Origin of the sequence: Streptococcus sp. 2_1_36FAA, from assembly GCF_000161955.2 — a bacterium.
Classification (GTDB): Bacteria; Bacillota; Bacilli; order Lactobacillales; family Streptococcaceae; genus Streptococcus; species Streptococcus gordonii.
This window is the reverse complement of the sequence record NZ_KI391974.1, coordinates 539,616-564,267: the sequence shown is the minus strand read 5'-3', so window position 1 is coordinate 564,267 and position 24,652 is coordinate 539,616. Positions and strand designations below refer to the sequence as shown.

Genomic DNA, 24,652 nt, shown 5'->3' with positions numbered 1-24,652 from the left:
TTAGTCGTCGATTTCTGCAAAGACTTGAGTTGCTTTAACGGCTTTTTTCCATCCTTTGTAGAGCTGTTCCTTGCGAGATTCATTCATAGACGGCTCAAAGAGTTCTCCAGTTTCATTGAGAGTACGGAGTTCGTCTAAGTCTTTCCAGTAGCCTACTGACAGACCTGCCAAGAAGGCTGCACCGAGAGCAGTTGTTTCTAAGTTTTTAGCACGGGCAATATCGATTCCCAAAATGTCAGCCTGGAACTGCATGAGGAAGTTGTTCATAGCAGCACCGCCGTCGACTTTGAGGACTTGAATAGCAGTCTTGGCATCCACCTGCATGGTATCAATGATGTCGCGTACTTGGTAAGCGATGGATTGCAGAGTAGCCTTGATAAAGTCTTCCTTGCTGGTTCCGCGGGTCAAACCAAAGACAGATCCACGTGCATTTTGATCCCAGTAGGGAGCGCCCAGACCTGTAAAGGCAGGTACGACATAGACTTCGTCATTGTTGTGAGAATCTAGGGCATATTTTTCAGATTCTGGTGAATTTTCAACCATCCGAAGACCGTCGCGCAGCCATTGAATGGCACTTCCGGCAATGAAGATAGAACCTTCTAAAGCATAGTAAACCTTGCCGTTGATACCGTAGCCGATGGTTGTCAAGAGGTTGTTTTCAGACAGCTGCATCTCTTCACCGGTGTTCATGATGATGAAGGAACCAGTTCCGTAAGTGTTTTTGACCATACCAGGCTCAAAAGCTAACTGTCCAAAGAGAGCTGCCTGTTGGTCACCAGCCATACCAGAGATTGGAACTTCTCCACCGTAGAAATGGAATGGAGCAGTCTTGCCGTAGATTTCAGAGTTGGAACGAACTTCTGGAAGCATAGCTTTTGGAATGTTAAGGATTTCCAAAATCTCGTCGTCCCATTTGAGTTCCTTGATGTTATAGAGCATGGTACGGGCTGCATTTGAGTAGTCGGTCACATGAGCCGCACCGTCAGTCAATTTCCAAACCAGCCAGGTATCAATAGTACCAAAGAGCAATTCACCCTTTTCAGCTCTTTCTTGCGCTCCCTCTACATGATCCAAAATCCAGCGAACCTTGGTAGCAGAGAAATAAGCATCAATGATCAAACCAGTCTTTTCATGGAATTTTTCCACATAGCCTTGGCTTTTCAGCTGTTCAGCCAGAGGAGCAGTCTGGCGAGATTGCCAAACGATAGCATTGTAGATAGGAAGACCTGTATTTTTATCCCAGACGACAGTTGTTTCACGCTGGTTGGTGATTCCGATGGCTTCGATTTGGTTAGGTTTGACTCCACTTTCGATGAAGGCACCGGCGATAACGGACTGCACAGAGTTCCAAATTTCATTGGCATTGTGCTCAACCCATCCAGCTTGAGGGAAAATCTGAGTAAATTCTTTTTGACTGGAGCTAACTTTTTCTCCTTTTTTATTAAAGATGATGGCGCGTGAACTAGTTGTTCCTTGGTCGATGGCCATGATGTATTTTTCTTGTGACATGAACTGTCCTCCTAGTAAAAATCTTGAGGATGTTTCCTCTACAGTAACTAGTATATAAAATAAAACGCTTTCTTTTTCATCAACTTTTTTTAAATTTTTAAAAAAATTGAGGAGATTGTGCGAAAATCACAAAGAAACCTGGATTTCTCCAAGTTTCTCAATGAAATATCATGTGACGGATTTGAGCCAAATCTTCCAAATCCAAGTCATTTTTTAAATAATAGATGGGAACTTGCTGGGCCTGATGAATAGGATTGTTGGTGATGATGAGGTCATAATTTCTGGTAAGATCGTAGGATTCAATCGTAATAAAGCGATTGTACTCTAAATACCGTCTTAAAATGGCCGTCATACTGGAAACAACGATAAAGCTATCTATCAAGTCCATGCCTATCTTGATGACTTGACCGTCGTTTTCAGCAATGTACTCCATCAGCTGGAGCCATTCCCACAAAACCTTTTTATCCAGAGATGTTCCCTGCTGAAAAATAGGCAGTTTGCTAAAAATAGTGTCTGCTACTTGTCGATAATCGTATTCGCTCCACAAGTATGGGTGGCGCAATTCCAAGTTGTGCTTGTATTTGTCTTGCAATAGATAGCCTTTGAAAAGAAAGTCACTGGCGCAGAGCTGGCTTAGTTCGTAGGTCACCTGATCCTCAATATAGTCCCCTAGCAAGTTCTGGCCCTTCATCTCTTGAATCAGTTGCGTAATCAGACTGGCAATTTCACCGCCAAAGCCCAGAATATACTCCATGGTGTGCAAGGGTAGAACCCGATGGGAAAGCAGAAATGAAAAGAAAATCATCATTTCCCCGTCTTCCTGACTCAGAGTGATGTGCTGTCCAGCAAAGAAATCATTTGTCCTGCGATGCAAGCGCTGGTAGAAGATATTTTCAAAATAGCCCTGCATTTTCTGCTCAATGTCTTTGAATTGACAGGCATTGACTCTTAGGCGCTGTTGGGTGATATGTGTCCAAAGGGCCAAGTCCAATCGCTGGCCTTGAGAGAGCTGGGCTCCGCAGAGTTCTTCTAAGACGACAACTTCCTTCCTTCTTTCTGGTTTTTGAAGTTCTTTCTCCCAATCTTGGCTGGACCAGACCTTGCGAAAGAGGCAGAAATATAAGTAGCGGATCTGGTGCTCAGGTCCTTTCAAGCGGCCATTTTGGATAGATAGTTCAAACTCTGATAAAATCTGATTTAGACCAGATATATGACGGCCGAGTGTTGCTTCACTGATCATGAGCTCTTGGGCTAATTGATGGGCTAAAAACTGCTGATGGTAGAGCAGGTAGTCTAAAATCTGGTATTTGACAGCATTGCCCAAGAAAAGTCTGCGAATGTCACGACCTTTGGTATCAGGTCCGACGGATAGACCGAGCGTTTCGTCCTGAAGCTGGATGGATAAGGCTACTTGATGGTCGCTAGCCTTGTCATTTATCAGGCTAATGTACTTGGTCAAGGTTGCTTTTGAGAAGCCTGTTTCAGACATAACGTCCTTCAAACTGGATGTAGAATGTTGCTGTAAATAAGATAGGACAATAAACTGTCCCGCTTCACTCTTTTCCATTAAGTCTGCTAGATACATACGAAAACCCTTTCAATTCACTAGTCTTAGCTTAACACAAAATAGGAAAAAGAAGAAACAATGTGCTTCAATTTTTCTTATCGTTGCCTGGGTCAATAATGGAAGGCAGAAGTCTGTCATTATGTCTATCTTAATTCGCTATTCCATTTCTTTTGAACAAGCGTAAGAGGAGCAGACACTCCTGCTTTTTTTTGCTTTGAGTCTGATAGCTTTTTTATGGTATAATTGTAGAAAAATGACGATGAAGGAGCAGTTATGGATAATGCGATTGATTTGTCTATCCCAGTGGCAGAAGTGATTGAGAAGCAGCCTGAGGTTTTGGATGTTTTGGTCGAGTTGGGCTTTACGCCTCTGGCCAATCCCGTTATGCGCAATACAGTCGGGCGCGTGGTTTCTATCAAAAAAGGCGCTGGTATGAACGGCATTGACCTTAATAAAATCAAGCAAACCCTAGAATTAAATGGCTATGAAGTGGTGGGGATTTAGACATGGCTACTGAACGCATTGAAGTCCTCAAGTCTATCTTGCTGGACCTACATAACGGAGCTTCTGCAGAGTCTGTTCAGGAGCTCTTCAATGAGCATTTTGCGGGTGTGTCCGCTATCGAAATCAGCCTGATGGAGCATGAGCTGATGAACTCGGATACGGGAGTGACCTTCGAAGATGTCATGTCCCTCTGTAACGTCCATGCCAACCTCTTTAAAGGTGTCATTCAGAATGTAGAGGTGGCGGATACCGACCATCCAGGTCATCCGGTTCAAGTCTTCAAGCAGGAAAATCTAGCGTTGCGGGCTGCCCTCATGCGAGTTCGCAGGCTCCTATCTACCTATGAAAGTACAGAAGATGAGGAGCTTCTTCCAGAAATCCGTAAGGGACTCCAGCGCCAGCTGAGTTTGGTGGGACAGTTTGATGTCCACTATCAGCGCAAGGAAGAGCTCATGTTTCCCATCATGGAGGGCTACGGTCACGATTCGCCGCCCAAGGTCATGTGGGGGGTAGATGATCAGATTCGAGCCCTTTTCCAAGAGGCTAAGATTGCTGCAGAGCAGCTGCCAGATACTTCTATTGAAGAAGTCAAGGACAAGTTTGAGACTTTTGCGGCTGAGTTTGAAGCTATGATTTTCAAGGAAGAGTCTATCCTTCTAATGATTCTCCTTGAGTCCTTTCATCAGGATGACTGGCTCAAGATTGCTGAGGAGAGCGATGCTTATGGCTATGCCATCATCAAACCAACGGAAAAATGGATTCCTGCGCGGCACTCATTCTCGGAGGAGGAAGCTGGGGCTGCTGATGATGAAGGAAGCGAAGCGCCAGCCAGCATAGAACAGGCTAGTGATGGCAGATTTCAGCAGGTCATTGATACGCCGGATGGTCAGGTCACTATTTCCTTTAAGCCCAAGGAAAAGAAGGAGCAAACCTTTAATCGGGACTCCCAGCAGCCTTTTGGTCATGGCTACCTGTCGGTGGCGGAGGCCAATCTGATTTTGGACCATCTGCCCATGGAGATTACCTTTGTCAATAAGGACGATATTTTTCAGTATTATAATGACAGTGTGCCGGCGGATGAGATGATTTTCAAGAGGACGCCGTCCCAGATAGGGCGCAATGTCGAGCTCTGTCACCCGCCCAAGTTTTTGGATAAGGTTCGGCGGATTTTCAAGGCTCTGCGCGAGGGAGAGAGGGGCAAGTTTGAGATGTGGTTCAAGTCGGAATCGCGTGGTAAGTTTGTCCATGTGACCTATGCGGCAGTGCGAGATGAATCTGGTGAATTTCAGGGGGTGCTGGAGTATGTGCAGGACATTCAGCCCTTCCGTGATATTGACAGTGATTTTTACCGAGATTTGGACTAGGTATTTGCAGTTAGAAAGTGAGAAAAATGAGTTACGAACAAGAATTTTTACAGGAGTTTGAAGCTTGGGTTAAGACCCAGGTCATGATTAACGAGATGGCCCTCAAGGAGAGTCAGGCGGTCTACGAGGCGGACCAGGATGAGCGGGCCAAGGAAGCGGCTATTCGCTATGAGAGTCGTCTTGATGCCTACCAGTTCCTTTTGGGGAAATTCGCCAACTATCAGGCGGGCAAGGGATTTCACGACCTGCCAGATGGACTTTTGGGTGAGAGAAATTATTGATTTTTCGCTTGAAAGGTGATAGAATAGGTTCATCAGAGGTGTTTTGAGTCAAGCATTTTACAGAAAGTGGCGATGCTGAGAAGTCCACAAATGTGTCAAAACTGGTTGCTGATGGATGAAAAATTGAAATAAATAAAGCAGCGGGCCTGGCCCGAAACTGGGTGGTACCGCGGATAAACACATTCGTCCCTGTCATGGATATGGCAGGGGCTTTTATTTTGCATCTTAGTCAAAGGAGGTTGTCATGAAGCAATCCTTTAAAACAAGTAAGCTCTATTATGGCTTTCCCATTTTTATTCTTGGTTACCAGGATCAGACCTTTGGGTATAATATCACAACTTGCAGTTCCTCTTATAGCCTGGGTGATTGGCTAGTTATCGGAGTTGGTGCTGAGGAAAATGCTGCGGAGCAGATTAAGTATTATCAGAAATTTACCGTGAACATCCCTGATGAAAACCTCATGCTCGAGATGGAGCAGGCGGGTTTTATCAGCCATCGGGAGAAATTGGAATACTTAGGGCTAGACTATAAGATTTCTGAACGGACTCAAGCTCCTATTTTAGAAGCATGTCCACTTGTTCTAGAATGTCAAGTCAATAGGATTATTGAAGAAGATGGTATCTGCCATATCTTTGCCAAGATTCTTGAGCGACTTGCTGATTCTGATTTCCTAGATGACAAGGGACATTTTAAAAATGATCGTTTTGCTCCGACCTACTTTATGGGAGACGGTAACCAGCGCGTTTATCGCTATCTAGATGACCGAGTCGACCCCATGGGAAGCTTTATCAAGAAAGCGAGGAAGAAGGATGACAAGAGCAATATTACCTGAGCGAATCGAAACGGAGCGACTTATCTTGCGAGTCCGTACAGTGGCTGATGCTGAGGATATCCATGCCTATGCGAGTTTGCCAGAAGTCTCCTATCCAGCAGGCTTTCCGCCCGTCAAGACCTTGGAAGATGAGATTTATTATCTGGAGCATATCCTTCCTGAGCGTAATCAAAAGCAAAATCTCCCAGCAGGCTATGGAATTGTTGTCAAAGGGACGGATAAGGTCATTGGTTCCGTTGATTTCAACCATCGACACGAAGACGATGTACTGGAGATTGGCTATACCTTGCACCCAGACTATTGGGGACGAGGCTATGTCCCAGAAGCAGCGCGTGCCTTGATTGACCTAGCTTTTAAAGAACTGAATCTACATAAAATTGAATTGTCTTGCTTTGGCTATAATCTTCAAAGTCAACGAGTCGCTGAGAAACTTGGCTTTACCCTCGAAGCTCGCATAAGAGACCGCAAAGATGCCCAAGATAATCGCTGTGATGATTTGCGATATGGCTTGCTTAGGAGTGAGTGGGATATACCAAACTAGTGTTAGATTGGGGGGAATGATTGAAATTATTGCATTATTTTAAGACTGGTAGTAGGTTGATGAGTATTTTTGTTCAAGTTTGGAAAATACTTTTGAACGCGCTAGCTTATTTTCCAATACTATCCCTTGTATCTGTTTTAGGTATAGCACTTCCCGCATTTTTGTTAAGCTTATTTTTTAGCGAGATTACTTTACGTTATATTTTAGAGATAATTATTTGTTTATTACTGATAGGTTTTTATCTTAAATTATTGTCTAAAAGAAGTATTTCTAAAATTAGCCTTTCGATTTATTGGTTTATTTCTATCTCGACTTTATTTTTATTCTTTTTAACCGATTTTAAATTTGTTATAATTTTTCAGTTTGCATTGATACTGATATATGCATTTAAATATATAAATCGATTTAATAAATTTAGAGATTTTCTTACTAAGAGTACGGAAGCCTTGGCTTTCATAAATGTGTTTGATGGGATCTTTTGTGGAGTGTTGATTTATTTTCTATATAATCCAAATCTAGTTGAATCAACTGTAAGCAAAAAACAAATAAATAATTGGATTGCTATTCTATTACTCTTAATACTACCATCTATATTATCTACTATAAAAAGTATAGTATCAATTAAGATATTTAAAAAAGTTAATAAAGTAGATGTTCCTAAGGGAAGGACACTATGGAATGTATATGCTACGATGTTTATTACTTCGTTTTTGTGGTATTATATCTATCTTTATTACTTTTTTTCTAAAGCTATGCATTCCGAGACTGTTTTAGTAATTGACATTCTTACATTCATTTTATATATAGTACTTTATTCATTCTTTTGGTGGCAAATTTATAATATGATTGGATATGGTGCAAGAGATATAAAAGAAGTGATTGCTTCATGGCTAATTGGAACAATATGTATATTATTGTTAGCAGTATTCAATCAAGTTGAAAATGAATTAATTAATGCTCTAAGCTGGTTTTTACCAATATTAATTCCTAACCTAATAGGGGAAATAAATTCTCAGTTTGATATAAATAAATATAAGAAAAAACCAATAAGAACTGATAAAATGGATAGACACCTCTATCGAATTCAAATCTATGGTTTTCTTACCTTATTAATGTTGAGTATTATTCCAAAGTTAATTGAAATTATATGGGGACTGAAGATCAAAGTAGAGTTGGCCAAACTTATAAATTCGTCATCTGATTGGATGTCTGAATTTCTTGCCTCAACCATAATTATTTTCTTTTGTTTCATATTATCATTAATTATTGGAGGAGGCCTGATTTGGTTGTTAAAATATTTCTATTTAGATCCACCAAAAAGATATTATAAATTTGAAAAAAATAAAAGGAGATTTTACTAATGAAAGAACTTTCACCTAAATACAATCCAGCCGAGGTTGAGGCTGGTCGTTACCAAAAATGGCTTGATGCCGATGTTTTCAAGCCTTCAGGCGATCAAAAAGCTAAGCCTTATTCAATCGTCATTCCACCACCAAACGTGACTGGTAAACTCCACCTTGGTCACGCTTGGGATACGACTCTGCAAGATATCATCATCCGTCAAAAACGCATGCAAGGTTTTGATACGCTTTGGCTTCCAGGTATGGACCACGCAGGGATTGCGACTCAGGCTAAGGTCGAGGAGCGCTTACGTGGTGAGGGCATTAGCCGTTACGACTTAGGTCGTGAAAAATTCCTCGATAAGGTTTGGGAATGGAAAGACGAGTATGCCACTACTATCAAGCAACAATGGGGTAAGATGGGGCTCTCTGTAGACTATTCTCGTGAGCGTTTCACCCTTGACGAAGGGTTATCAAAAGCGGTTCGTAAGGTCTTTGTAGAGCTTTACAAGAAGGGCTGGATCTACCGTGGTGAATTTATCATCAACTGGGATCCGAAAGCTCGTACAGCCCTTTCTGATATCGAGGTTATTCACAAGGATGTGGAAGGTGCCTTCTACCACATGAACTACATGTTGGAAGATGGTTCACGTGCCCTTGAAGTAGCAACAACTCGTCCTGAAACCATGTTTGGGGATACTGCCGTAGCGGTTAACCCAAATGATGACCGTTATAAAGACTTGATTGGTCAAAATGTTATCTTGCCAATCTTGAACAAGCCAATTCCAATAGTTGGGGACGAACACGCAGATCCTGAATTTGGTACCGGTGTGGTTAAAATCACTCCTGCCCACGACCCTAATGACTTCTTGGTTGGTCAACGTCATAACTTGCCACAAGTCAACGTTATGAACGATGATGGTACCATGAATGAATTGGCTGGTGAATTCAATGGCATGGACCGCTTTGAAGCTCGTAAGGCTGTTATCAAGAAGTTAGAAGAAATTGGTGCCCTTGTTAAGATTGAGAAGATGACCCACTCAGTTGGTCACTCAGAGCGTACAGGTGTGGTGGTTGAACCTCGCTTGTCTACGCAATGGTTCGTCAAGATGGACCAATTGGCTAAGAATGCCATTGCCAACCAAGACACAGAGGACAAGGTAGAATTCTACCCACCTCGTTTCAACGATACCTTCCTCCAATGGATGGAAAATGTCCATGACTGGGTAATCTCACGTCAGCTCTGGTGGGGCCACCAAATCCCTGCTTGGTACAATGCTGAGGGTGAAATGTATGTCGGTGAAGAAGCTCCTGAAGGTGATGGTTGGACTCAGGACGAAGACGTCTTGGATACTTGGTTTAGTTCTGCCCTTTGGCCATTCTCAACTATGGGCTGGCCTGATGTCGACTCAGAAGACTTTAAACGTTATTATCCAACATCAACTTTGGTGACTGGTTATGATATTATTCCGTTCTGGGTGTCTCGGATGATTTTCCAAGGTTTGGAATTTACTGGCAAGTCGCCATTCAAAAATGCCTTGATTCATGGTCTCATTCGTGATGAGCAAGGACGCAAGATGTCTAAATCTCTCGGTAACGGGATTGATCCAATGGATGTTATTGATAAGTACGGAACAGATAGCCTTCGTTGGTTCCTTTCAAACGGTTCTGCACCAGGGCAAGACGTGCGCTTCTCTTACGAGAAAATGGATGCTTCATGGAACTTCATTAACAAGATCTGGAACATCTCTCGCTACATCCTCATGAACAATGAAGGCTTGACCCTTGAGCAAGCAACTGCCAATGTCGAAAAAGTTGCAAACAAAGAAGCTGGAAATGTCACAGACCGCTGGATTCTGCACAACCTCAATGAAACGATTGGCAAAGTCACTGAAAACTTTGACAAGTTTGAGTTCGGTGTGGCGGGACACATCCTCTACAACTTCATCTGGGACGAGTTTGCGGACTGGTATGTTGAGTTGACCAAGGAAGTCCTTTATAGCGATAACGAAGAAGAGAAAGTCATCACACGTTCTGTTCTCCTTTATACCTTGGACAAGATCCTTCGTCTCCTTCACCCAATCATGCCATTCGTGACAGAGGAAATCTTTGGACAAATCTCAGAAGGCTCTATCGTTACAGCGGAATACCCAACTGTCAACCCAGCCTTTGAAGACCTTGCTGCCCACACTGGTGTGGAAAGTCTTAAAGACTTGATCCGTGCTGTTCGGAATGCGCGTGCGGAAGTAAACGTTGCACCAAGCAAGCCTATCACCATCCTTGTTAAGACAAGCGATAGCGACTTGGAAGCCTTCTTTAACAGCAATGTCAACTACATCAAACGCTTTACAAATCCAGAACACTTGGAAATCGCATCAACTATCCCTGCACCTGAACTCGCAATGTCAAGCGTCATCACAGGAGCAGAAATCTACCTGCCACTGGCAGACCTCCTCAATGTCGAAGAAGAACTGGCTCGTCTCGACAAGGAACTGGCTAAATGGCAAAAAGAACTGGATATGGTCGGTAAGAAGCTCTCTAACGAACGCTTCGTAGCCAACGCCAAACCAGAAGTCGTCCAAAAAGAACGCGACAAACAAGCTGACTACCAAGCCAAATACGACGCGACCGTAGCACGTATTGATGAGATGAAGAAACTCGTGAAATAAACACAGAAACACGGCTGAATGCCGTGTTTTTTTGGTATAATGAAATCAATATCTATTGATGGAGAAAGTGATGTCTAAACACCCTCATTATGAATTGTTAAATTTACTTGGCTACGGTCTTGCCAAGTTTGACAAACTTTTTATAAAAGAATTTCAATGTGCTAGTAAATCTGAGTTTTATCGCTATATAGTTTCTTTAGGTATCGCAGAAACAACTGGTGTAGTCAAAAATAGAATGGATTTATTCGACCCATATTTTGAGAACAATCGAAAAGGTTGGTGGCAAAAAGCTGAGGTATACCGTTTTAGAAAAGATCTAATTGACATGATGTTTGGGAACGAAGATGTTCACAGTTATGCAGAAATAGTTAAAATGCTGCTTGCAAGCGAAGGAAAGAAAACAGGTATAACCATCATTGAAAAGCCAATAGTCCGAACTAAATTCAAACGACTACAAGAAACTGGAATGGAAGCAGAGAATTATTTTATACTCCATTATGATAAAGAAGAAAAATTTCAAGGTGGACAATTGACCGATGCCCGTCTTTATGGTGATGGATATGATTTCCAAGTAGATGTTCAAGAACATTCTTACCTTGCTGAGGTTAAAGGGATTCGAAAATCTAAGGGACGTGTTCGTTTGACAGCCAGAGAATTTGAGAAAGCAAAAGAGTTTCAATCAGATTTTGTATTATCCTTGGTCACCAATCTAGATGACATTCCAAAGTTAGTATTAATCGATAATCCTTTGAAGCATTTTGAATTTGAAAAAAATATTGTCAAAAGTGAAATCATAGAATATAGAAGTTTAGAAGACTTGTACTAGTCGTTTAATATTTATAGATTTATAAGCATAGAAATATGGCTGGTTATCGTATGATATTAAATCCTCAAATCCTAGGGAAATCAGTATCTCTTCACAGGGAAGTACATGATGCTCTGTACTTTGAGTATAATTTCAATTTAACTTTTATCTTACAGTATCGGTATAGAATTCATAGACTAGGTCTAGAAGATAATCAATATACTAGATATTATTACTTGCAAACAAAATCCGAACCAGCTGATAGTGGTGATGCGGGATATATAGACGAGAAAATTTATTCAAAATTAAAGAAGAAAGAAGAAATTATGTATAATGCTATTGATAATGGCGATTTAAAAATAGAATTTTCTCAAAATGAGATAGATGAAGCAATTGATATTATTGATGAGGAACGGAAGCGTATTATAAAAAATGTAAATTAAGGTATTACAGACCCTAAAAAGTTGGCCAATTAAACTTCGGAGCACAGATACATTTCTCTCCTATTCTTGTTTCACCCAAAAATTTCACACATCTAAAATATCTTCAAAGGATGTTTAGTTATACTTGGTTTTTCTAGTTATTTACGAATTATAAGATAGATCTATCCAACTTGTTTTTTATTCCAGTGTGTAGTAAAATATAACTACATAAGAAAACCAATTTTAAAAGGAGTAATTTCATGGCTGTACCAACTTCAGTCCGTTTATCAGATGAGTTAAATGAAAAGCTGACTTTATGGACGAGTTCCCACAATATCTCTAAGTCGGAGTTTATTGCTCAGGTTTTGGCAGAAAAGTTAGAGGATCTTTATGATATCCAAGAAGCTGATCTGGCGATGCAGGAGTGGCTTGATAATGGCCAAGAGACTTATTCTCATGATGAGATGATGAAGCGCTATGGCTAAATATCAAATTCGTTATGCTTCAACTTTTTTCAAAGCTATGGATAAATTGGATAGAGGGACACAGAAGGTCATCGCTAAGTGGATTGATAAACATCTGGTAAATGTCGACTTTCCTAGGGCGCCAGGGAAATATTTGTCAGGCAACCTTTCGGGTTATGTGCGCTTTCGTGTGGGATCTTATCGGATTATTGCTAAGGTTGATGATGAAGATTTCGTGATTCTGAATATTCATGTAGCGAAACGTTCGGAAGTATATAACTTTACAGGAAAAGATTAATACTTAATTTTAGTAAGGCAAGATTATTTATATCATGCTGATTAGCCCCATATCATAAGCTCCCAGACTTCGCTTGGGAGCTTATTGCTTTATATCTTCTGTTTGGCCTTGATAGTGGTAAATGCAGAGTCGCTTTGCTTGGTCTGGTCGACTGACGGTAAAGTGGAAGTAATGGTCTTTCTGATCTAAACTTTTGGTTTTAGAGAGTTTGAAATAAGTGACCTGGCGACTGGCCATGTGGAGTAGGATGTCATCTTCCATGACCATCAGAGGCTGGGGAAGATTGGAGAATTGATAAAAATCCTCTTGAAATTGATAGTAGTTCTGGGAAAAATAGTCAAATTGAAGTTCCTCATGTACATTCTGAGTAGTCATCTGCGCCTCCTAGGGCTTGTATCGAAAGAATCTGGTGAATAGCAAGGACTTTGTAATGGTCACCTTCCTGCAGGAGAACCTGTTTGCTGTCCAGATGAGAGACTGTAGCAACAACATCAGTCAGCTTGCCCTGATTGAGAAAGGTGATTCGGATAGGAACTTGCTGAGTGTGGGCTTGGTTAAGCAGGTGGAATTTCTCCTGTCTGTCAAGCTGGGGCAGACGACTGATATCTAGTTCTTTTTTGGCCAGAGCAGTGCTATGTTCAGAGAGAAAAAAGCCAGCCCACTTAGCCATACCCCGATCCTGAAAGTCACGAGCAGACTGATAGGGGAGATAAGAGCGGTCGGTCATGATAAGCCCTCCAACCCTCCAGCTGAATGGCCACCTGTTAGCTTGCTTCGAGCGATAGCACGGGAGGAGTCCAGCAAGGCCGATCCCTTAAGCAAAGAGGCGAAACCGAAGCGATCTCTGATGTGGTCGATTGTCAGCTGGAGATCTTCTTCTTTTTGAATTTGCAAGGGATTATCAAAGAGAGAAATCAGACTATATCCTTGATCGACAAAGTCACTGTAAAAAACGCCAATCTGTCGGATAGCCCCACCCTGATATTTGGAACGAAAAAGCTGAACGACGTTTTGGGTCAGTCGATCGCTGTTATTGGTAGGCTCAATTTTTTTCTGTGTATGAATGGAAGGCAAGAGTTCCTGCTTGGAATAGCGGGCATAGATGGAGACACGCTGGCATTTCTTACCAGAGCGTCTGAGCCGAATCGCGACCTGTTCAGCCATTTCTCGAAAAACCAGCTCAATATCTGCCTGCTGTCTATAATCACGGGGGAGAATTTGCGAATTCCCTAGTCCATGCGACTTGACCTGATAAGGCTTGTGAACATTGCTTTCATCAATGCCGTGAGCATGAAACCAAAGCTGCAGGCCCATGACTCCCATTTCTTTTTTGAGAATGTCGGGGTTAAAGTGAGCTAAATCATAAATAGAATGGATGCCTAGTTTCTTAAGACGGGTGGCTGTTCGGTGGCCGATGCCCCAAAAATCAGTCATGGTCGGAATAGTCCAGACCTTGCTGGGTACATCCACGTAGGACCAGTTGACCCGCATCTTTTTTGTATGTTTAGCTTCTATATCCAAGGCTAGCTTGGCGAGAAGAGGATTGGCGTTGCTCAGGCCGATAGAGGCATAAATCCCAGTCTTCTTCCAGATAGCCTGTTGAATGCGGGCAGCCAGCAGGTCCAGTTTGGTCCTGCGGTCCAGCGTCTGATCTGGAATGAAGTAGTTGATAGAGCTTGTCAAATCTAGGAAGCCCTCATCAATTGAGTAGGGGAAAATGTCATCGGGAGCTGCAAAATCCTGGAAAATCTTTTGGATTTCCATATTTTTCTGGATGTAGTAGTTCATCCGAGGTGGGACCAGTAGTGTTTTTTGGGCAGCGTCTTCGATAAAGCGCACATAATCTGCTGTAATAGGCAGTCCCTGCTTGCGGGCAGCAGCATAGTTGAACTTACGGGTGTGGACATCAAAAGGAAGATTATAGCTTCGGCTGACATTCTGGCTACCGAAATTCTTTTTAAAAAGAGGGGTGGCAGCTAGTATCAGTCCAGCGGAATTTTCAATTCGGCTCATGACACAGAGCGAGGTTTTTAAAGGGTCAAGGCCAAGAGCAATGCATTCGCAAGAGGCATAAAAACTTTTCATATCCACAAAAGCGATGTCTGAACGGGGCTCGCGTGAATAATCAAATAGGACCATCACTTACACCTCAATCGGCAGGAAATGTCCGACTACGATACCAACAATAGTAGGCTGGTCTTCATAGGGAGCAAAGAGATCCTCGTAGTCAGGATTGATAGACTCTAAGCGTAGGCCTTCAGCTTCGCGGTAGACTTTTTTGATATAGGTCTTGCCATTCCACATAAGAGCATAGACCGCCCCATCGTAGTCAAATCCCGTCTGTTTCATAAGGGCAACAGAGCCATTGGGATACATAGGCTCCATCGAATCCCCAGAGACCCAGGATGCAAAGTCGTGCTGGATATCTTGATCAAAGTAGACAGTTTCGTAGTCTGTTTCATTGTCATAGTAGCTGTGACCGCGACCCGCAGCCAGCTCAACAGATAGAACCTTATAAGATGTAAGGGAGCTAACTTTACGCTGTCTCTCTAGGAGCCGACTAGCGAACTGGTCTACTTCTTTTTTATGTGGTAGAGTTAGTAAAGGGTAGGTGTAGAGCGCGCTGGTCTCATCCACAAAGTAGTTCTCTTGGACCTTGAGACAGGTGGCCAACCTCCTGAGATTTTTGGCGTGGGGTTCTGCTAGACCATTTTCCCAAGCAGAGTAAGTCTTTCTGGAAATCCCAAGCTCTTGGTAAATGGAAGACTGAGTCAGATTAAGTTCCAGCCGGCGTTTTTTTAATTTTTCATGCGAAAACATATCACACCTCCTGTGTAACGTTTTAAAAGTTACGTTTAGTATAACAGATGAAATCGAGAAAAGCAAGTTCTTTATCATGGAAAATTAGGAGTAAATCTAAGATAGGATTTGTCAGTATTAAGATTGCTATCTCCGCAAAGTTTGTGGTAAACTAGAAAAAAAGATTGATTTGTAGGTAGAGAGATGTTTCCTATGACAGCAAAAACGACCATGACAGAAGAAGCTTACCGCCGTTTCGCTTGGGCCAACTTTTGGTATCGAAAGACAGGGCTCTTTCCTCTGATCATTGGTGAAGTGGCTTTGTTAGCAGTAGGATTGGTCTGTCTATTTTTTAGGGAGCCTTTGCCAGCTATTGGTATTTTCATTTTCATGCCGATCATGCCTTTTTTACTTTATCGTTCTTTTAACCAACAATTCCTCAAGCTCTATAAGGATAATCCTCTCTGGCATGATTTGGAGCAGGAGTTTAGCATCTATGAGACAGACTTTCAAGTCCTTAATCGCAATCATACCTCCCGATATAACTATCAGGATATTGTGGCGATTCTGGATAAGCCGGAGAGTTTTTACATCATGGTTGGCCGGTCAATGGGACTAATCTTGAATAAGGCAGATTGTCAGCCTGAATTAATTGATTTTTTACTGAAACTAAAAGAAAACAGAAGTCTCTAATGTTGGGGTGCTTCTGTTTTTTATCTGCTTAATTTTTAAAAGATTGGCCTGCTAGAGGCTAGTTATGTTATAATACTCTTTATGAGAGTTGTTGCAGGTAAATACGGGGGTAGGCCCCTCAAGACTTTGGACGGCAAGAAGACCAGGCCTACGACTGATAAGGTCAAGGGGGCAATTTTTAATATGATTGGTCCCTATTTTGACGGCGGTCGGGTGCTGGATCTCTATGCTGGAAGCGGGAGTTTGGCCATTGAGGCTATTTCGCGAGGTATGGAGGAAGCTGTCTTAGTTGAAAAGGATCGCAGAGCTCAGGTTATTATTTCAGAAAATATTCAGATGACTAAGGAGTCCACACGTTTTGACTTGCTCAAGATGGAGTCTGGCCGAGCCTTGGAAATATTGACGGGAACTTTTGACTTAGTTCTCTTGGATCCGCCTTACGCTAAGGAGCAGATTGTGGCAGACCTTGAGAAGCTAGAGGAGCGTCAGCTCTTGAGTCAGGATGTCCTAGTAGTCTGTGAGACAGACAAGGAAGTTGAATTACCTGAGGAAATTGCTGGCCTAGGCATTTGGAAGCAGAAGATATATGGAATTTCAAAGGTGACGGTGTATGTCAGATAAGATAGGATTATTCACAGGGTCTTTTGATCCTATAACTAAGGGGCATGTGGACCTGATTGAGCGGGCTAGTAGGCTCTTTGATAAACTCTATGTAGGAATTTTCTATAATCGGGAAAAGTCTGGTTTTTTCATCATTGAAGCCAGAGAACGGATAGTCAAAGAAGCACTGCAGCATTTGGATAATGTTGAGGTCATCACCTCTCAGAATGAGCTGGCGGTAATAGTGGCTAGAAGACTGGGAGCAAAGGCTTTTGTGCGTGGGCTTCGTAATAGCCAAGATCTAGATTATGAAGCTGATATGACCTTTTTTAATCGCGAGTTGGCAGGAGAGCTGGAAACGATTTTCTTGCTCAGCAAACCAGCCTATCGGCATATCAGTTCATCACGTATTCGTGAACTGATTGCTTTTCAGCAGGATATCGCGGCCTATGTGCCCCAAAGTGTAATCAAAGAATTAGAAAGAAGAACTTATGAAAAAAATTAGTGTTTATAAATGGCCCATTATTATTTTTTCAAGCTTGATTTTGCTTGCTGCATCTTTGACTGTTCCTTTACCATACTATATTGAAGTTCCTGGCGGTGCAGAGGATATTCGAAAGGTCTTGCTGGTTGATAATAAGGAAGATAAGGAAGCTGGATCTTACGAGTTTGTAACAGTTGGAGTTCAACGAGCAACCTTTGCTCATCTGGTTTATGCGTGGTTGACTGATTTCACAGATATCTACTCTGCTGAAGAAATGACTGGTGGATCATCGGACCAAGAATTTATTCGAATCAATCAGTTTTATATGGAAACATCCCAAAACATGGCCAAGTATCAAGGCTTGAAAACGGCTGGAAAAGATATTAGCATGAAATATCTGGGCGTCTATGTTTTGCAAGTCGCAAAAGATTCGACTTTTAAGGGAATTTTGAATATTGCGGACACGGTAACGGGAGTTAATGACAAGACTTTTGACAGTTCAGAAGAATTGGTGAAATATGTTAATTCGCAGAAATTAGGAGATAAGGTTAAGGTCACTTACCAGGAAGATGGTCAAGAAAAATCAGCGACTGGAAAGATTATTAAGCTAGAAAATGGTAAAAACGGAATTGGTATTAGCTTAATTGATAGAACAGAAGTTACTAGTAACATTCCAATTGAATTTACTACAGAAGGCATTGGAGGACCTAGTGCGGGTCTCATGTTTAGCTTGTCAATCTATACACAACTTGCAGATCCAACCTTACGAGATGGACGTGTGATTGCAGGTACAGGAACTATCAATCGTGATGGAGAAGTTGGTGATATTGGAGGGATTGATAAGAAAGTCGTCTCAGCTGCTAAAAGTGGTGCCAGCATCTTCTTTGCTCCCAATAATCCTGTAACAAAAGAAATGAAAAAAATCGATCCAAAAGCAAAGACAAACTATGAAACTGCAGTTGAGGCTGCTAAAAAGATTAAAACAGATATGAAAATTGTTCCTGTTAAAACCTTACAGGATGCCATTGATTATCTTAAGAACAATAAATAATAAAGCTGAGGTCAAGTAGCCTCAGTTTTTTTGATGGAAGTCTTGTTTGTCAAATTAGAGAAATTATCTGACTTTTCTCAGAAATGACTTTTTAAGGGTAAAAGCTTAAAATCTGCCTGTTTTTGTAGTATAATAGAGGAGTTATCTAGATAGAAGTGAGAAAATATATGCGCAAAGAAATTGCTCCAGAGCTTTATAATTACAATAAATTTCCTGGTCCTGAGTTCAAACAGATTGGTTCACAGGTCTTAACGGAGGAGATTGAGTTTAATTTGGTAGAGAACTACCGAGAAGCCTTTGATGTGACAGCTTTTAACCAACGCTTTTCAGAAATTTTGACCAAGTTTGATTTTATTGTCGGTGATTGGGGCAATGATCAGCTACGGTTGCGAGGCTTTTATCAGGATGAAAAAGCTAAGGAAAGCGACTTTAAAATCAGTCGTTTGGAAGATTATTTGCTGGAGTACTGTAATTATGGCTGTGCCTACTTTGTATTAGAAAATCTTCAGCCTAAGCGAGCTTCCTTTGATAAAAAATCTCGCAGTAAACGGGAGCAAGAACAGAATTCTGGCTCAGCTTCAAAACGCTCACGTTCTAGACGCTCAAGACGTCGGAATGACCAGAGTCGCGATAATCGTCAAAATAAACCAAAAGAAAAAGTCGCAAAAGAAGCCAATCGTCACTTTGTCATCCGTCAAAAATAAAGGAGAAACATGAAACCATCTATTTATAGTTTAACACGTCAGGAAATGATTGAATGGGCGGAAGCTCAGGGAGAAAAGAAATTCCGTGCTGCCCAGATTTGGGAGTGGCTCTATCGCAAGCGGGTCCAGTCTTTTGAAGAGATGACCAATCTGTCCAAGGACTTGATTGCCAAGCTAAATGATCAGTTTGTCGTCAATCCGCTTAAACAGCGCATCGTCCAAGAGTCTGCTGACGGTACGGTCAAATACCTCTTTGAGCTGCCAGATGGTATGCTGATTGAGACAGTACTCATGCGCCAGCACTATGGGCTTTCTGTCTGTGTGACCACCCAAGTAGGTTGTAATATCGGCTGCACCTTCTGTGCTTCCGGCTTGATTAAAAAGCAACGCGACCTCAATAACGGTGAGATTGTCGCTCAGATTATGCTGGTTCAGAAGTATTTTGATGAGCGTGGTCAGGATGAGCGGGTTAGCCATATCGTGGTTATGGGAATCGGCGAGCCATTTGATAACTATGACAATGTGCTCAAGTTTGTCCGGACGGTAAATGATGACAAAGGTTTGGCTATCGGTGCCCGCCATATCACGGTTTCAACTTCAGGGTTGGCGCATAAGATTCGCGATTTTGCCAATGAAGGTGTGCAGGTCAATCTAGCTGTATCGCTCCATGCTCCGAATAATGATCTGCGGACCAGCATCATGCGGATTAACCGGTCCTTCCCTATTGAAAAGCTTTTTGCAGCTATCGAATACTATATTGAGACGACCAACCGCCGGGTGACCTTTGAGTACATCATGCTCAATGAAGTCAATGACGGTGTAGAGCAAGCCAAGGAACTGGCTGAGCTGCTCAAGAACATTAAGAAGCTGTCTTATGTCAATCTCATTCCCTATAACCCCGTTAGCGAGCACGACCAATACAGCCGCAGTCCCAAAGAGCGCGTGATGGCCTTCTACGATACCCTCAAGAAAAATGGAGTCAACTGTGTGGTCCGTCAGGAACATGGAACGGATATTGATGCAGCCTGCGGTCAGCTGCGTTCCAATACTATGAAGCGTGATCGCGAGAAAGCATTGGTAGAAAATGTTCAGCCTTAAGAACTATCTGACTTCAGACGGTGAGCCGACAGCCAAGGGGCGGAGATTGCTAGCAGGGGGAAGCTGGCTCTATTTCTTGATGCTTTGCATTCTGTGTTTTATTCCTCAGGTTCCAGAGCCGGGAATGGAGACGCCGGGAATCCAGTATTTTGGCCGAATAGTGGTTTTGTTAATCCCTTTTAATTCCTTTGTCAATATTGGAGAGATTACTTCTTGGATCCAGCTGGCCAAGGTCTTTATCCAAAATCTAGCCAATATCTTCTTACTGTCGCCCTTAATCTTTCAATTGCTTTGGCTCTTTCCGAAGTTGCGGAAGACAAAAAAGGTTGTATGGTTGAGCTTTGGGATGAGTCTGTCTATCGAAGTGACCCAGATTCTGCTGGACCTTCTCATCAACGCCAATAGAGTCTTTGAGATTGATGATCTCTGGACCAATACTTTGGGTGGTTATCTGGCTTGGCGGGCATTTCAGCTTGGTCAGAAAATCTGGAAAAATCGTCAAGATGACGCTTTCAAAAGAGATTAACAAGAGAAAGGTTCGGATTTAGGTTGAAAAATTAAATTTTTTCTTGACAAGAAAAAGGGAAAGGCCTATAATAAAATAAATCATCAGAAAAGTAATAATTTTTTCTGCTTTCAGGGAGCCTGTGGTTGGTGGAAACAGGCAGTGGAAGATTATGAAGTGGGCTGATGCAAAAAATGAATTTGAAGCAATAAAAATTCGGTGAGCACACCTTACAGTGCAGCTTGTTGTTAGACAAGACAGAGATATGGAGGCAGTCTATACTTTGCTCCATAATTGAGGTGGCACCGCGATTTTACGCCCTCACACAGAGTTTTTTCTGTGTGTGGGCTTTTGTTTTGCTTGAAAATAAAGAAATGAGGCAATCAAGATGGTAGAAACTAAAGGATATTTTGGACAATTCGGAGGCTCTTTTGTACCGGAGCCTATCCAAACCTTGCTGGATGAATTGGAAGTGACTTTTGAGAAGTATAAGAATGATCCAGAATTTTTAAATGAATACCGACATTATTTGGCGGATTATTCGGGCCGGGAGACTCCGCTCTATTTTGCGGAAAGTCTGACCCAGCATCTGGGCGGGGCTAAGATTTATCTGAAGCGGGAAGATCTCAATCATCTGGGCTCTCACAAGCTCAACAATGTTTTGGGGCAGATTCTTCTAGCTAAGCGTATGGGCAAGACCCGAGTCATCGCTGAAACAGGAGCTGGCCAACATGGTGTGGCAACTGCGGCAGCCGCAGCTAAATTTGGTATGAAGTGCGATGTCTACATGGGTGCAGAGGATGTAGAGCGCCAGCGCCTCAATGTCTTCCGCATGGAAATGATGGGAGCGACTGTTCACGCAGTGGAAACAGGAACCAAAACCCTCAAGGATGCAGTTGATGCAGCTTTTGGAGCTTGGATGAGTGATTTGGAAGCCTTCTATGTTTTGGGATCTGCTGTCGGTCCACACCCTTATCCGACGATTGTCCATGAGTTCCAAAAGGTGATCAGTGAAGAATCTCGCCGTCAGATTTTGGACAAGGAAGGCCGCTTGCCAGACTATGTCATTGCCTGTGTAGGTGGTGGGTCCAATGCTATCGGTGCTTTCTCTCAGTATGTGGCGGATGAAGAAGTTAAGTTAGTGGGGGTTGAAGCCGCCGGGCGTGGTCTTGATACAGACCAGCACGCAGCGACCATGACCAAGGGAAGTGTAGGAGTAGTGGATGGTATGAAGACTTACGCTGTCTTTGCTGAAGATGGTCAGGTGGCGCCGGTTTACTCGATTTCAGCAGGCTTGGACTATCCTGGAGTTGGTCCTGAACATGCTTTCTTTAAAGATTCTGGTCGAGTAGAATATGTAGCAGCGACAGATGATGAAGCTGTGGATGCCTTGCTCCTCTTGACACAAAAGGAAGGAATTTTGCCAGCGATCGAAAGCTCTCACGCCATTGCTGAAGCCATCAAGCGAGCTCCAAAATTGTCATCTGACCAAATCATCATTATCAATGTATCTGGTCGTGGAGACAAGGATGTGGCAGCCATTGCCGACTATCTAGAAAAACGAAAATAAAACACCCAGCAGAAGAGTAGTAACATCCCTCCTTTCAGAGAGTCTGTGGTTGCTGTAAACAGGCAGGAGAAGTTATGAAATGGGCTGCTGGAGTCAACATTTAGTCCTTTAGTTGAACTTTTATCACTTTGTTAGCTTACTTTGCCATAAGCCAGTATGCTGCCTTGTGCTAAAAGGGATCTAAATGACTGCAAATAGGTAAATGAGATGTGGAGCTTGAAAACTCCATAACTGAGGTGGCACCGCGATGATACGCCCTCACACAGATTTTCTGTGTGAGGTTTTTTGTTATCTTCATTCAATTTTAATGCAGGTGATAATTATGACAAGTATCCAGAATCTGAGAAATCAAATTGATCAGTTAGATCATCAATTATTAGTTCTATTAGCGCAACGTCAGCAAATTGTTGAAAAGATTGGTCAGCTAAAACCTATCAACAGTCAAGCAGCTGTCACTGCTCCTGATCGAGTGAAACAAGTCCTTTTAAATAGACAGCAAGAGGCAGAAAAGCTCGGTCTATCACCAGATGTTGCTCTGGCTATTTGGCAAACGATGATTGAGGCTTTCACAGCTTTAGAGCTAAAAATTAATAGCAATCATGATCTAAATAGAAAGTGAGACTGAATATGAAAAAGAAGATATTGAGTGCTGATATTTTGACCCCAATCCTTGCTTACATGCGGATTCAGGGCGACCACAAGGTGATTTTGGAAAGTATTCCGAGAGATAGCGAGACAGCTCGCTTTTCTATCCTAGCTTATAACCCAGTCTTTGAAGTTCGCTATGAAAATGGCCAGTTAACAAAGAATGGACAAGTAATTGAGGCAGATCCATTGGACTATCTGCATGAGTTGGCAGTAAAAAAAGATCATCATTCAGACCTGCCTTTTGGTGGTGGAGCTATTGGCTTTGTCGGCTATGATATGATTTCCCTCTATGAGGAGATTGGTCAAATTCCAGCTGATGTGATTGGAACGCCAGATATGCACTTTTTCGTCTATGAGAGTTACATGGTTTTTGACCATAAAAAAGACAAGGTCTATATCGTTGAGGAGGCCCTCTACAGTAATAGAAGTGAAGCAGAATTGACTGCTAGTCTGGAGCATATCATGACTGAGCTGGCGCAGCCAGCGACAGATGAATTTTCACCACTGGAACTGTCCAGTTTGAATTTCCAGAGCCATATCGAGCAGGCAGCTTTTGAAAAAATGGTGGAAGAAGCGCGCAGCTTGATTCGGCAGGGAGATATGTTCCAATGTGTGCTCAGTCAGCGTTTTTCAGCAGAGTATTCTGGTAGGCCACTGGATTACTATCGCAATCTGCGTGTGACCAATCCTTCCAACTATCTCTACTTTTATGATTTCGGAGATTATCAGATTATAGGAGCCAGCCCAGAAAGTCTGGTGTCTGTCAAGCAGGGGCAGGTTACGACCAATCCTATTGCTGGAACCAGACCGCGAGGGAAGGATGAAAGAGAAGATAAAGCCTTGGCAGAGGAGTTGCTGGCTGACGAGAAGGAAGTGGCTGAGCACCGTATGTTAGTTGATTTGGGACGTAATGATATCGGTAAAATTGCCCAGAATAACAGCGTGGAAGTCACTAAGTACATGGAAGTGGAGTATTTCCGCTATGTCATGCACCTGACTAGTGTAGTTCGTGGTCAGCTTCTGCCCCAACTGACAGCCATGGATGCCCTCAAGTCAACCTTGCCGGCCGGCACTGTTTCGGGCGCGCCTAAGATTCGAGCTATGAAGCGAATTTATGAGCTGGAGCAGGAAAAACGTGGCGTTTATGCGGGGGCTATCGGCTATCTGTCTGCGACAGGTGATATGGATTTTGCCATCGCTATTCGGACCATGATTTTGAAAAATGGCAGAGCTTACGTTCAAGCTGGAGCGGGTATTGTTTATGACTCGATTCCTACTAATGAATACCAAGAAACCATCAATAAGGCCAAATCAATGACCAAGATAGGAGAGATGCAATGATTTTATTGATTGATAATTATGATTCTTTTACTTACAATTTAGCCCAGTATATCGGCAATTTCGCAGAAGTTAAGGTCTTGCGAAATGATGATGCAGGACTTTATCAAGTGGCAGAAGAAGCAGATGCTTTGGTTCTTTCTCCGGGTCCAGGCTGGCCAGCAGATGCAGGACGGATGGAGGAAGTTATCCGTGATTTTACTGGTAAAAAGCCGATTTTGGGGATTTGCTTGGGGCACCAAGCTATTGCAGAAGTATTTGGCGGAAAGCTAGGATTGGCTCCTAAAGTCATGCACGGCAAGCAAAGTATTCTGCGCTTTGAGGGCAAATCTCCTATCTATCAAGGGATAGAAGATGGGCAACCGGTCATGCGCTATCATTCGATTTTGATTGAAGAGATGCCAGAGGACTTTGAAGTGACGGCTCGGGCGGCTGATGACAACTCGATCATGGCTATCCAGCACAAGAGCCTGCCTATCTATGGTTTTCAGTATCATCCTGAAAGTATTGGCACGCCGGACGGCTTGTCGTCTATCAAGAATTTCATTGACTTAGTAAAGTAAAGG

28 protein-coding genes and 1 other annotated feature are annotated in these 24,652 nt (G+C 42.6%); of the genes, 22 read left to right on the top strand and 6 right to left on the bottom strand.

The features are described from left to right. Together glpK and HMPREF0847_RS05205 are read right to left on the bottom strand one after the other, a co-directional pair. Window positions 1–1,509 (bottom strand): glycerol kinase GlpK, encoded by a 1,509-nt coding sequence (glpK, locus tag HMPREF0847_RS05210; protein ID WP_002896985.1) that lies wholly within the window; start codon window positions 1,507–1,509, stop codon window positions 1–3. 157 nt (window positions 1,510–1,666) lie between these two features. Continuing rightward, the gene (locus HMPREF0847_RS05205) at window positions 1,667–3,094 is read right to left on the bottom strand and encodes a helix-turn-helix domain-containing protein (RefSeq protein WP_008809145.1); all 1,428 of its coding nucleotides are present in this window, start codon (window positions 3,092–3,094) and stop codon (window positions 1,667–1,669) included. A 255-nt stretch (window positions 3,095–3,349) separates the two neighbouring features. Here HMPREF0847_RS05205 and HMPREF0847_RS05200 point away from each other — a divergent pair, with 255 nt between their 5' ends. The 11 genes from HMPREF0847_RS05200 to HMPREF0847_RS05150 all read left to right on the top strand — a co-directional run bounded on the left by HMPREF0847_RS05200 (window position 3,350) and on the right by HMPREF0847_RS05150 (window position 12,596). After that, window positions 3,350–3,580 (top strand): DUF1858 domain-containing protein, encoded by a 231-nt coding sequence (locus HMPREF0847_RS05200; protein ID WP_008809144.1) that lies wholly within the window; start codon window positions 3,350–3,352, stop codon window positions 3,578–3,580. A gap of 2 nt (window positions 3,581–3,582) precedes the next feature. Further along, window positions 3,583–4,944: a DUF438 domain-containing protein gene (locus tag HMPREF0847_RS05195; protein ID WP_008809143.1), complete on the top strand. Its 1,362-nt coding sequence runs from the start codon at window positions 3,583–3,585 to the stop codon at window positions 4,942–4,944. Between the two features lie 26 nt (window positions 4,945–4,970). Continuing rightward, entirely contained in the window at window positions 4,971–5,225 is a 255-nt protein-coding gene (locus HMPREF0847_RS05190; protein ID WP_002899692.1) for a DUF1912 family protein, read from the top strand. A gap of 244 nt (window positions 5,226–5,469) precedes the next feature. Further along, the gene (locus HMPREF0847_RS05185) at window positions 5,470–6,057 is read left to right on the top strand and encodes a flavin reductase family protein (protein ID WP_008809142.1); all 588 of its coding nucleotides are present in this window, start codon (window positions 5,470–5,472) and stop codon (window positions 6,055–6,057) included. Further along, window positions 6,035–6,598, top strand: coding sequence for a GNAT family N-acetyltransferase (locus HMPREF0847_RS05180; RefSeq protein WP_020992688.1), 564 nt, complete (start codon window positions 6,035–6,037; stop codon window positions 6,596–6,598). Before HMPREF0847_RS05185 ends, HMPREF0847_RS05180 begins: the two co-directional genes overlap by 23 nt. A 59-nt stretch (window positions 6,599–6,657) precedes the next feature. Beyond that, window positions 6,658–7,959 (top strand): hypothetical protein, encoded by a 1,302-nt coding sequence (locus tag HMPREF0847_RS05175; RefSeq protein WP_008809140.1) that lies wholly within the window; start codon window positions 6,658–6,660, stop codon window positions 7,957–7,959. Beyond that, window positions 7,959–10,607, top strand: coding sequence for a valine--tRNA ligase (locus HMPREF0847_RS05170; protein ID WP_008809139.1), 2,649 nt, complete (start codon window positions 7,959–7,961; stop codon window positions 10,605–10,607). Before HMPREF0847_RS05175 ends, HMPREF0847_RS05170 begins: the two co-directional genes overlap by 1 nt. Before the next feature lie 70 nt (window positions 10,608–10,677). After that, window positions 10,678–11,433: a DUF3883 domain-containing protein gene (locus HMPREF0847_RS05165; RefSeq protein ID WP_008809138.1), complete on the top strand. Its 756-nt coding sequence runs from the start codon at window positions 10,678–10,680 to the stop codon at window positions 11,431–11,433. Between the two features lie 35 nt (window positions 11,434–11,468). After that, a complete protein-coding gene (locus HMPREF0847_RS05160) occupies window positions 11,469–11,855 on the top strand; it encodes a hypothetical protein (protein ID WP_008809137.1) in 387 nt (128 codons plus the stop codon). Between the two features lie 239 nt (window positions 11,856–12,094). Continuing rightward, complete coding sequence (gene relB, locus HMPREF0847_RS05155; protein WP_008809136.1) at window positions 12,095–12,319, top strand: type II toxin-antitoxin system RelB family antitoxin; 225 nt, start codon at window positions 12,095–12,097, stop codon at window positions 12,317–12,319. Beyond that, window positions 12,312–12,596 (top strand): type II toxin-antitoxin system RelE family toxin, encoded by a 285-nt coding sequence (locus tag HMPREF0847_RS05150; protein ID WP_008809135.1) that lies wholly within the window; start codon window positions 12,312–12,314, stop codon window positions 12,594–12,596. Before relB ends, HMPREF0847_RS05150 begins: the two co-directional genes overlap by 8 nt. 81 nt (window positions 12,597–12,677) lie before the next feature. On the opposite strand, the gene HMPREF0847_RS05145 is transcribed toward HMPREF0847_RS05150, so the two are convergent. The 4 genes from HMPREF0847_RS05145 to HMPREF0847_RS05130 are packed head-to-tail and all read right to left on the bottom strand — an operon-like array spanning window position 12,678 to window position 15,416. Further along, window positions 12,678–12,971 carry a DUF5960 family protein gene (locus HMPREF0847_RS05145; RefSeq protein WP_008809134.1) on the bottom strand — a complete coding sequence of 98 codons (294 nt, stop codon included), beginning with the start codon at window positions 12,969–12,971 and terminating at the stop codon, window positions 12,678–12,680. After that, complete coding sequence (locus tag HMPREF0847_RS05140; RefSeq protein ID WP_008809133.1) at window positions 12,949–13,323, bottom strand: hypothetical protein; 375 nt, start codon at window positions 13,321–13,323, stop codon at window positions 12,949–12,951. The genes HMPREF0847_RS05145 and HMPREF0847_RS05140 overlap by 23 nt, the downstream gene beginning before the upstream one ends. Beyond that, the gene (locus HMPREF0847_RS05135; RefSeq protein ID WP_008809132.1) at window positions 13,320–14,735 is read right to left on the bottom strand and encodes a Y-family DNA polymerase; all 1,416 of its coding nucleotides are present in this window, start codon (window positions 14,733–14,735) and stop codon (window positions 13,320–13,322) included. The genes HMPREF0847_RS05140 and HMPREF0847_RS05135 overlap by 4 nt, the downstream gene beginning before the upstream one ends. A 3-nt stretch (window positions 14,736–14,738) precedes the next feature. Then, the gene (locus tag HMPREF0847_RS05130) at window positions 14,739–15,416 is read right to left on the bottom strand and encodes a helix-turn-helix domain-containing protein (RefSeq protein WP_008809131.1); all 678 of its coding nucleotides are present in this window, start codon (window positions 15,414–15,416) and stop codon (window positions 14,739–14,741) included. A gap of 183 nt (window positions 15,417–15,599) precedes the next feature. Between HMPREF0847_RS05130 and HMPREF0847_RS05125 the strand changes: the two genes are divergently transcribed. The 11 genes from HMPREF0847_RS05125 to HMPREF0847_RS05075 all read left to right on the top strand — a co-directional run bounded on the left by HMPREF0847_RS05125 (window position 15,600) and on the right by HMPREF0847_RS05075 (window position 24,649). Further along, the gene (locus HMPREF0847_RS05125; RefSeq protein ID WP_008809130.1) at window positions 15,600–16,088 is read left to right on the top strand and encodes a YcxB family protein; all 489 of its coding nucleotides are present in this window, start codon (window positions 15,600–15,602) and stop codon (window positions 16,086–16,088) included. A gap of 72 nt (window positions 16,089–16,160) precedes the next feature. Then, window positions 16,161–16,709, top strand: a complete 549-nt coding sequence (gene rsmD / locus HMPREF0847_RS05120) for a 16S rRNA (guanine(966)-N(2))-methyltransferase RsmD (protein WP_172858974.1) — start codon at window positions 16,161–16,163, stop codon at window positions 16,707–16,709. Next, a complete protein-coding gene (gene coaD, locus HMPREF0847_RS05115) occupies window positions 16,699–17,193 on the top strand; it encodes a pantetheine-phosphate adenylyltransferase (RefSeq protein ID WP_008809128.1) in 495 nt (164 codons plus the stop codon). The genes rsmD and coaD overlap by 11 nt, the downstream gene beginning before the upstream one ends. Beyond that, the gene (locus tag HMPREF0847_RS05110; protein WP_008809127.1) at window positions 17,180–18,223 is read left to right on the top strand and encodes a SepM family pheromone-processing serine protease; all 1,044 of its coding nucleotides are present in this window, start codon (window positions 17,180–17,182) and stop codon (window positions 18,221–18,223) included. Before coaD ends, HMPREF0847_RS05110 begins: the two co-directional genes overlap by 14 nt. A gap of 167 nt (window positions 18,224–18,390) precedes the next feature. Continuing rightward, window positions 18,391–18,927 carry a YutD family protein gene (locus HMPREF0847_RS05105; RefSeq protein WP_020992687.1) on the top strand — a complete coding sequence of 179 codons (537 nt, stop codon included), beginning with the start codon at window positions 18,391–18,393 and terminating at the stop codon, window positions 18,925–18,927. Between the two features lie 9 nt (window positions 18,928–18,936). Beyond that, a complete protein-coding gene (gene rlmN / locus HMPREF0847_RS05100) occupies window positions 18,937–20,025 on the top strand; it encodes a 23S rRNA (adenine(2503)-C(2))-methyltransferase RlmN (protein WP_002911938.1) in 1,089 nt (362 codons plus the stop codon). After that, window positions 20,012–20,551 (top strand): VanZ family protein, encoded by a 540-nt coding sequence (locus tag HMPREF0847_RS05095; protein ID WP_008809125.1) that lies wholly within the window; start codon window positions 20,012–20,014, stop codon window positions 20,549–20,551. The genes rlmN and HMPREF0847_RS05095 overlap by 14 nt, the downstream gene beginning before the upstream one ends. Window positions 20,552–20,626: 75 nt before the next feature. After that, window positions 20,627–20,856: a binding site (T-box leader), on the top strand. A 62-nt stretch (window positions 20,857–20,918) separates the two neighbouring features. Then, window positions 20,919–22,100 (top strand): tryptophan synthase subunit beta, encoded by a 1,182-nt coding sequence (gene trpB, locus HMPREF0847_RS05090; RefSeq protein WP_008809124.1) that lies wholly within the window; start codon window positions 20,919–20,921, stop codon window positions 22,098–22,100. 307 nt (window positions 22,101–22,407) lie between these two features. Next, on the top strand, window positions 22,408–22,719 hold the full coding sequence (locus tag HMPREF0847_RS05085) for a chorismate mutase (protein ID WP_011074524.1): 312 nt from the start codon (window positions 22,408–22,410) through the stop codon (window positions 22,717–22,719). 8 nt (window positions 22,720–22,727) lie between these two features. Then, window positions 22,728–24,089, top strand: a complete 1,362-nt coding sequence (gene trpE, locus HMPREF0847_RS05080) for an anthranilate synthase component I (protein WP_008809123.1) — start codon at window positions 22,728–22,730, stop codon at window positions 24,087–24,089. Beyond that, window positions 24,086–24,649, top strand: coding sequence for an aminodeoxychorismate/anthranilate synthase component II (locus HMPREF0847_RS05075; protein ID WP_008809122.1), 564 nt, complete (start codon window positions 24,086–24,088; stop codon window positions 24,647–24,649). Before trpE ends, HMPREF0847_RS05075 begins: the two co-directional genes overlap by 4 nt. Window positions 24,650–24,652: the final 3 nt, after the last annotated feature.

Bases quoted from the DNA above. Each gene is read 5' to 3' on its own strand.
- HMPREF0847_RS05205 (WP_008809145.1), bottom strand. From the start codon at position 3,094: ATGTATCTAGCAGACTTAATGGAAAAGAGTGAAGCGGGACAGTTTATT.
- HMPREF0847_RS05095 (WP_008809125.1), top strand. From the start codon at position 20,012: ATGTTCAGCCTTAAGAACTATCTGACTTCAGACGGTGAGCCGACAGCC.
- HMPREF0847_RS05165 (WP_008809138.1), top strand. From the start codon at position 10,678: ATGTCTAAACACCCTCATTATGAATTGTTAAATTTACTTGGCTACGGT.
- HMPREF0847_RS05180 (WP_020992688.1), top strand. From the start codon at position 6,035: ATGACAAGAGCAATATTACCTGAGCGAATCGAAACGGAGCGACTTATC.
- HMPREF0847_RS05075 (WP_008809122.1), top strand. From the start codon at position 24,086: ATGATTTTATTGATTGATAATTATGATTCTTTTACTTACAATTTAGCC.
- glpK (WP_002896985.1), bottom strand. From the start codon at position 1,509: ATGTCACAAGAAAAATACATCATGGCCATCGACCAAGGAACAACTAGT.
- HMPREF0847_RS05200 (WP_008809144.1), top strand. From the start codon at position 3,350: ATGGATAATGCGATTGATTTGTCTATCCCAGTGGCAGAAGTGATTGAG.
- HMPREF0847_RS05130 (WP_008809131.1), bottom strand. From the start codon at position 15,416: ATGTTTTCGCATGAAAAATTAAAAAAACGCCGGCTGGAACTTAATCTG.
- trpE (WP_008809123.1), top strand. From the start codon at position 22,728: ATGAAAAAGAAGATATTGAGTGCTGATATTTTGACCCCAATCCTTGCT.
- HMPREF0847_RS05170 (WP_008809139.1), top strand. From the start codon at position 7,959: ATGAAAGAACTTTCACCTAAATACAATCCAGCCGAGGTTGAGGCTGGT.
- HMPREF0847_RS05160 (WP_008809137.1), top strand. From the start codon at position 11,469: ATGGCTGGTTATCGTATGATATTAAATCCTCAAATCCTAGGGAAATCA.
- HMPREF0847_RS05110 (WP_008809127.1), top strand. From the start codon at position 17,180: ATGAAAAAAATTAGTGTTTATAAATGGCCCATTATTATTTTTTCAAGC.
- HMPREF0847_RS05125 (WP_008809130.1), top strand. From the start codon at position 15,600: ATGTTTCCTATGACAGCAAAAACGACCATGACAGAAGAAGCTTACCGC.
- HMPREF0847_RS05135 (WP_008809132.1), bottom strand. From the start codon at position 14,735: ATGGTCCTATTTGATTATTCACGCGAGCCCCGTTCAGACATCGCTTTT.
- relB (WP_008809136.1), top strand. From the start codon at position 12,095: ATGGCTGTACCAACTTCAGTCCGTTTATCAGATGAGTTAAATGAAAAG.
- trpB (WP_008809124.1), top strand. From the start codon at position 20,919: ATGGTAGAAACTAAAGGATATTTTGGACAATTCGGAGGCTCTTTTGTA.
- HMPREF0847_RS05190 (WP_002899692.1), top strand. From the start codon at position 4,971: ATGAGTTACGAACAAGAATTTTTACAGGAGTTTGAAGCTTGGGTTAAG.
- HMPREF0847_RS05145 (WP_008809134.1), bottom strand. From the start codon at position 12,971: ATGACTACTCAGAATGTACATGAGGAACTTCAATTTGACTATTTTTCC.
- HMPREF0847_RS05175 (WP_008809140.1), top strand. From the start codon at position 6,658: ATGAGTATTTTTGTTCAAGTTTGGAAAATACTTTTGAACGCGCTAGCT.
- HMPREF0847_RS05105 (WP_020992687.1), top strand. From the start codon at position 18,391: ATGCGCAAAGAAATTGCTCCAGAGCTTTATAATTACAATAAATTTCCT.
- HMPREF0847_RS05140 (WP_008809133.1), bottom strand. From the start codon at position 13,323: ATGACCGACCGCTCTTATCTCCCCTATCAGTCTGCTCGTGACTTTCAG.
- HMPREF0847_RS05150 (WP_008809135.1), top strand. From the start codon at position 12,312: ATGGCTAAATATCAAATTCGTTATGCTTCAACTTTTTTCAAAGCTATG.
- rlmN (WP_002911938.1), top strand. From the start codon at position 18,937: ATGAAACCATCTATTTATAGTTTAACACGTCAGGAAATGATTGAATGG.
- coaD (WP_008809128.1), top strand. From the start codon at position 16,699: ATGTCAGATAAGATAGGATTATTCACAGGGTCTTTTGATCCTATAACT.
- HMPREF0847_RS05195 (WP_008809143.1), top strand. From the start codon at position 3,583: ATGGCTACTGAACGCATTGAAGTCCTCAAGTCTATCTTGCTGGACCTA.
- HMPREF0847_RS05185 (WP_008809142.1), top strand. From the start codon at position 5,470: ATGAAGCAATCCTTTAAAACAAGTAAGCTCTATTATGGCTTTCCCATT.
- HMPREF0847_RS05085 (WP_011074524.1), top strand. From the start codon at position 22,408: ATGCAGGTGATAATTATGACAAGTATCCAGAATCTGAGAAATCAAATT.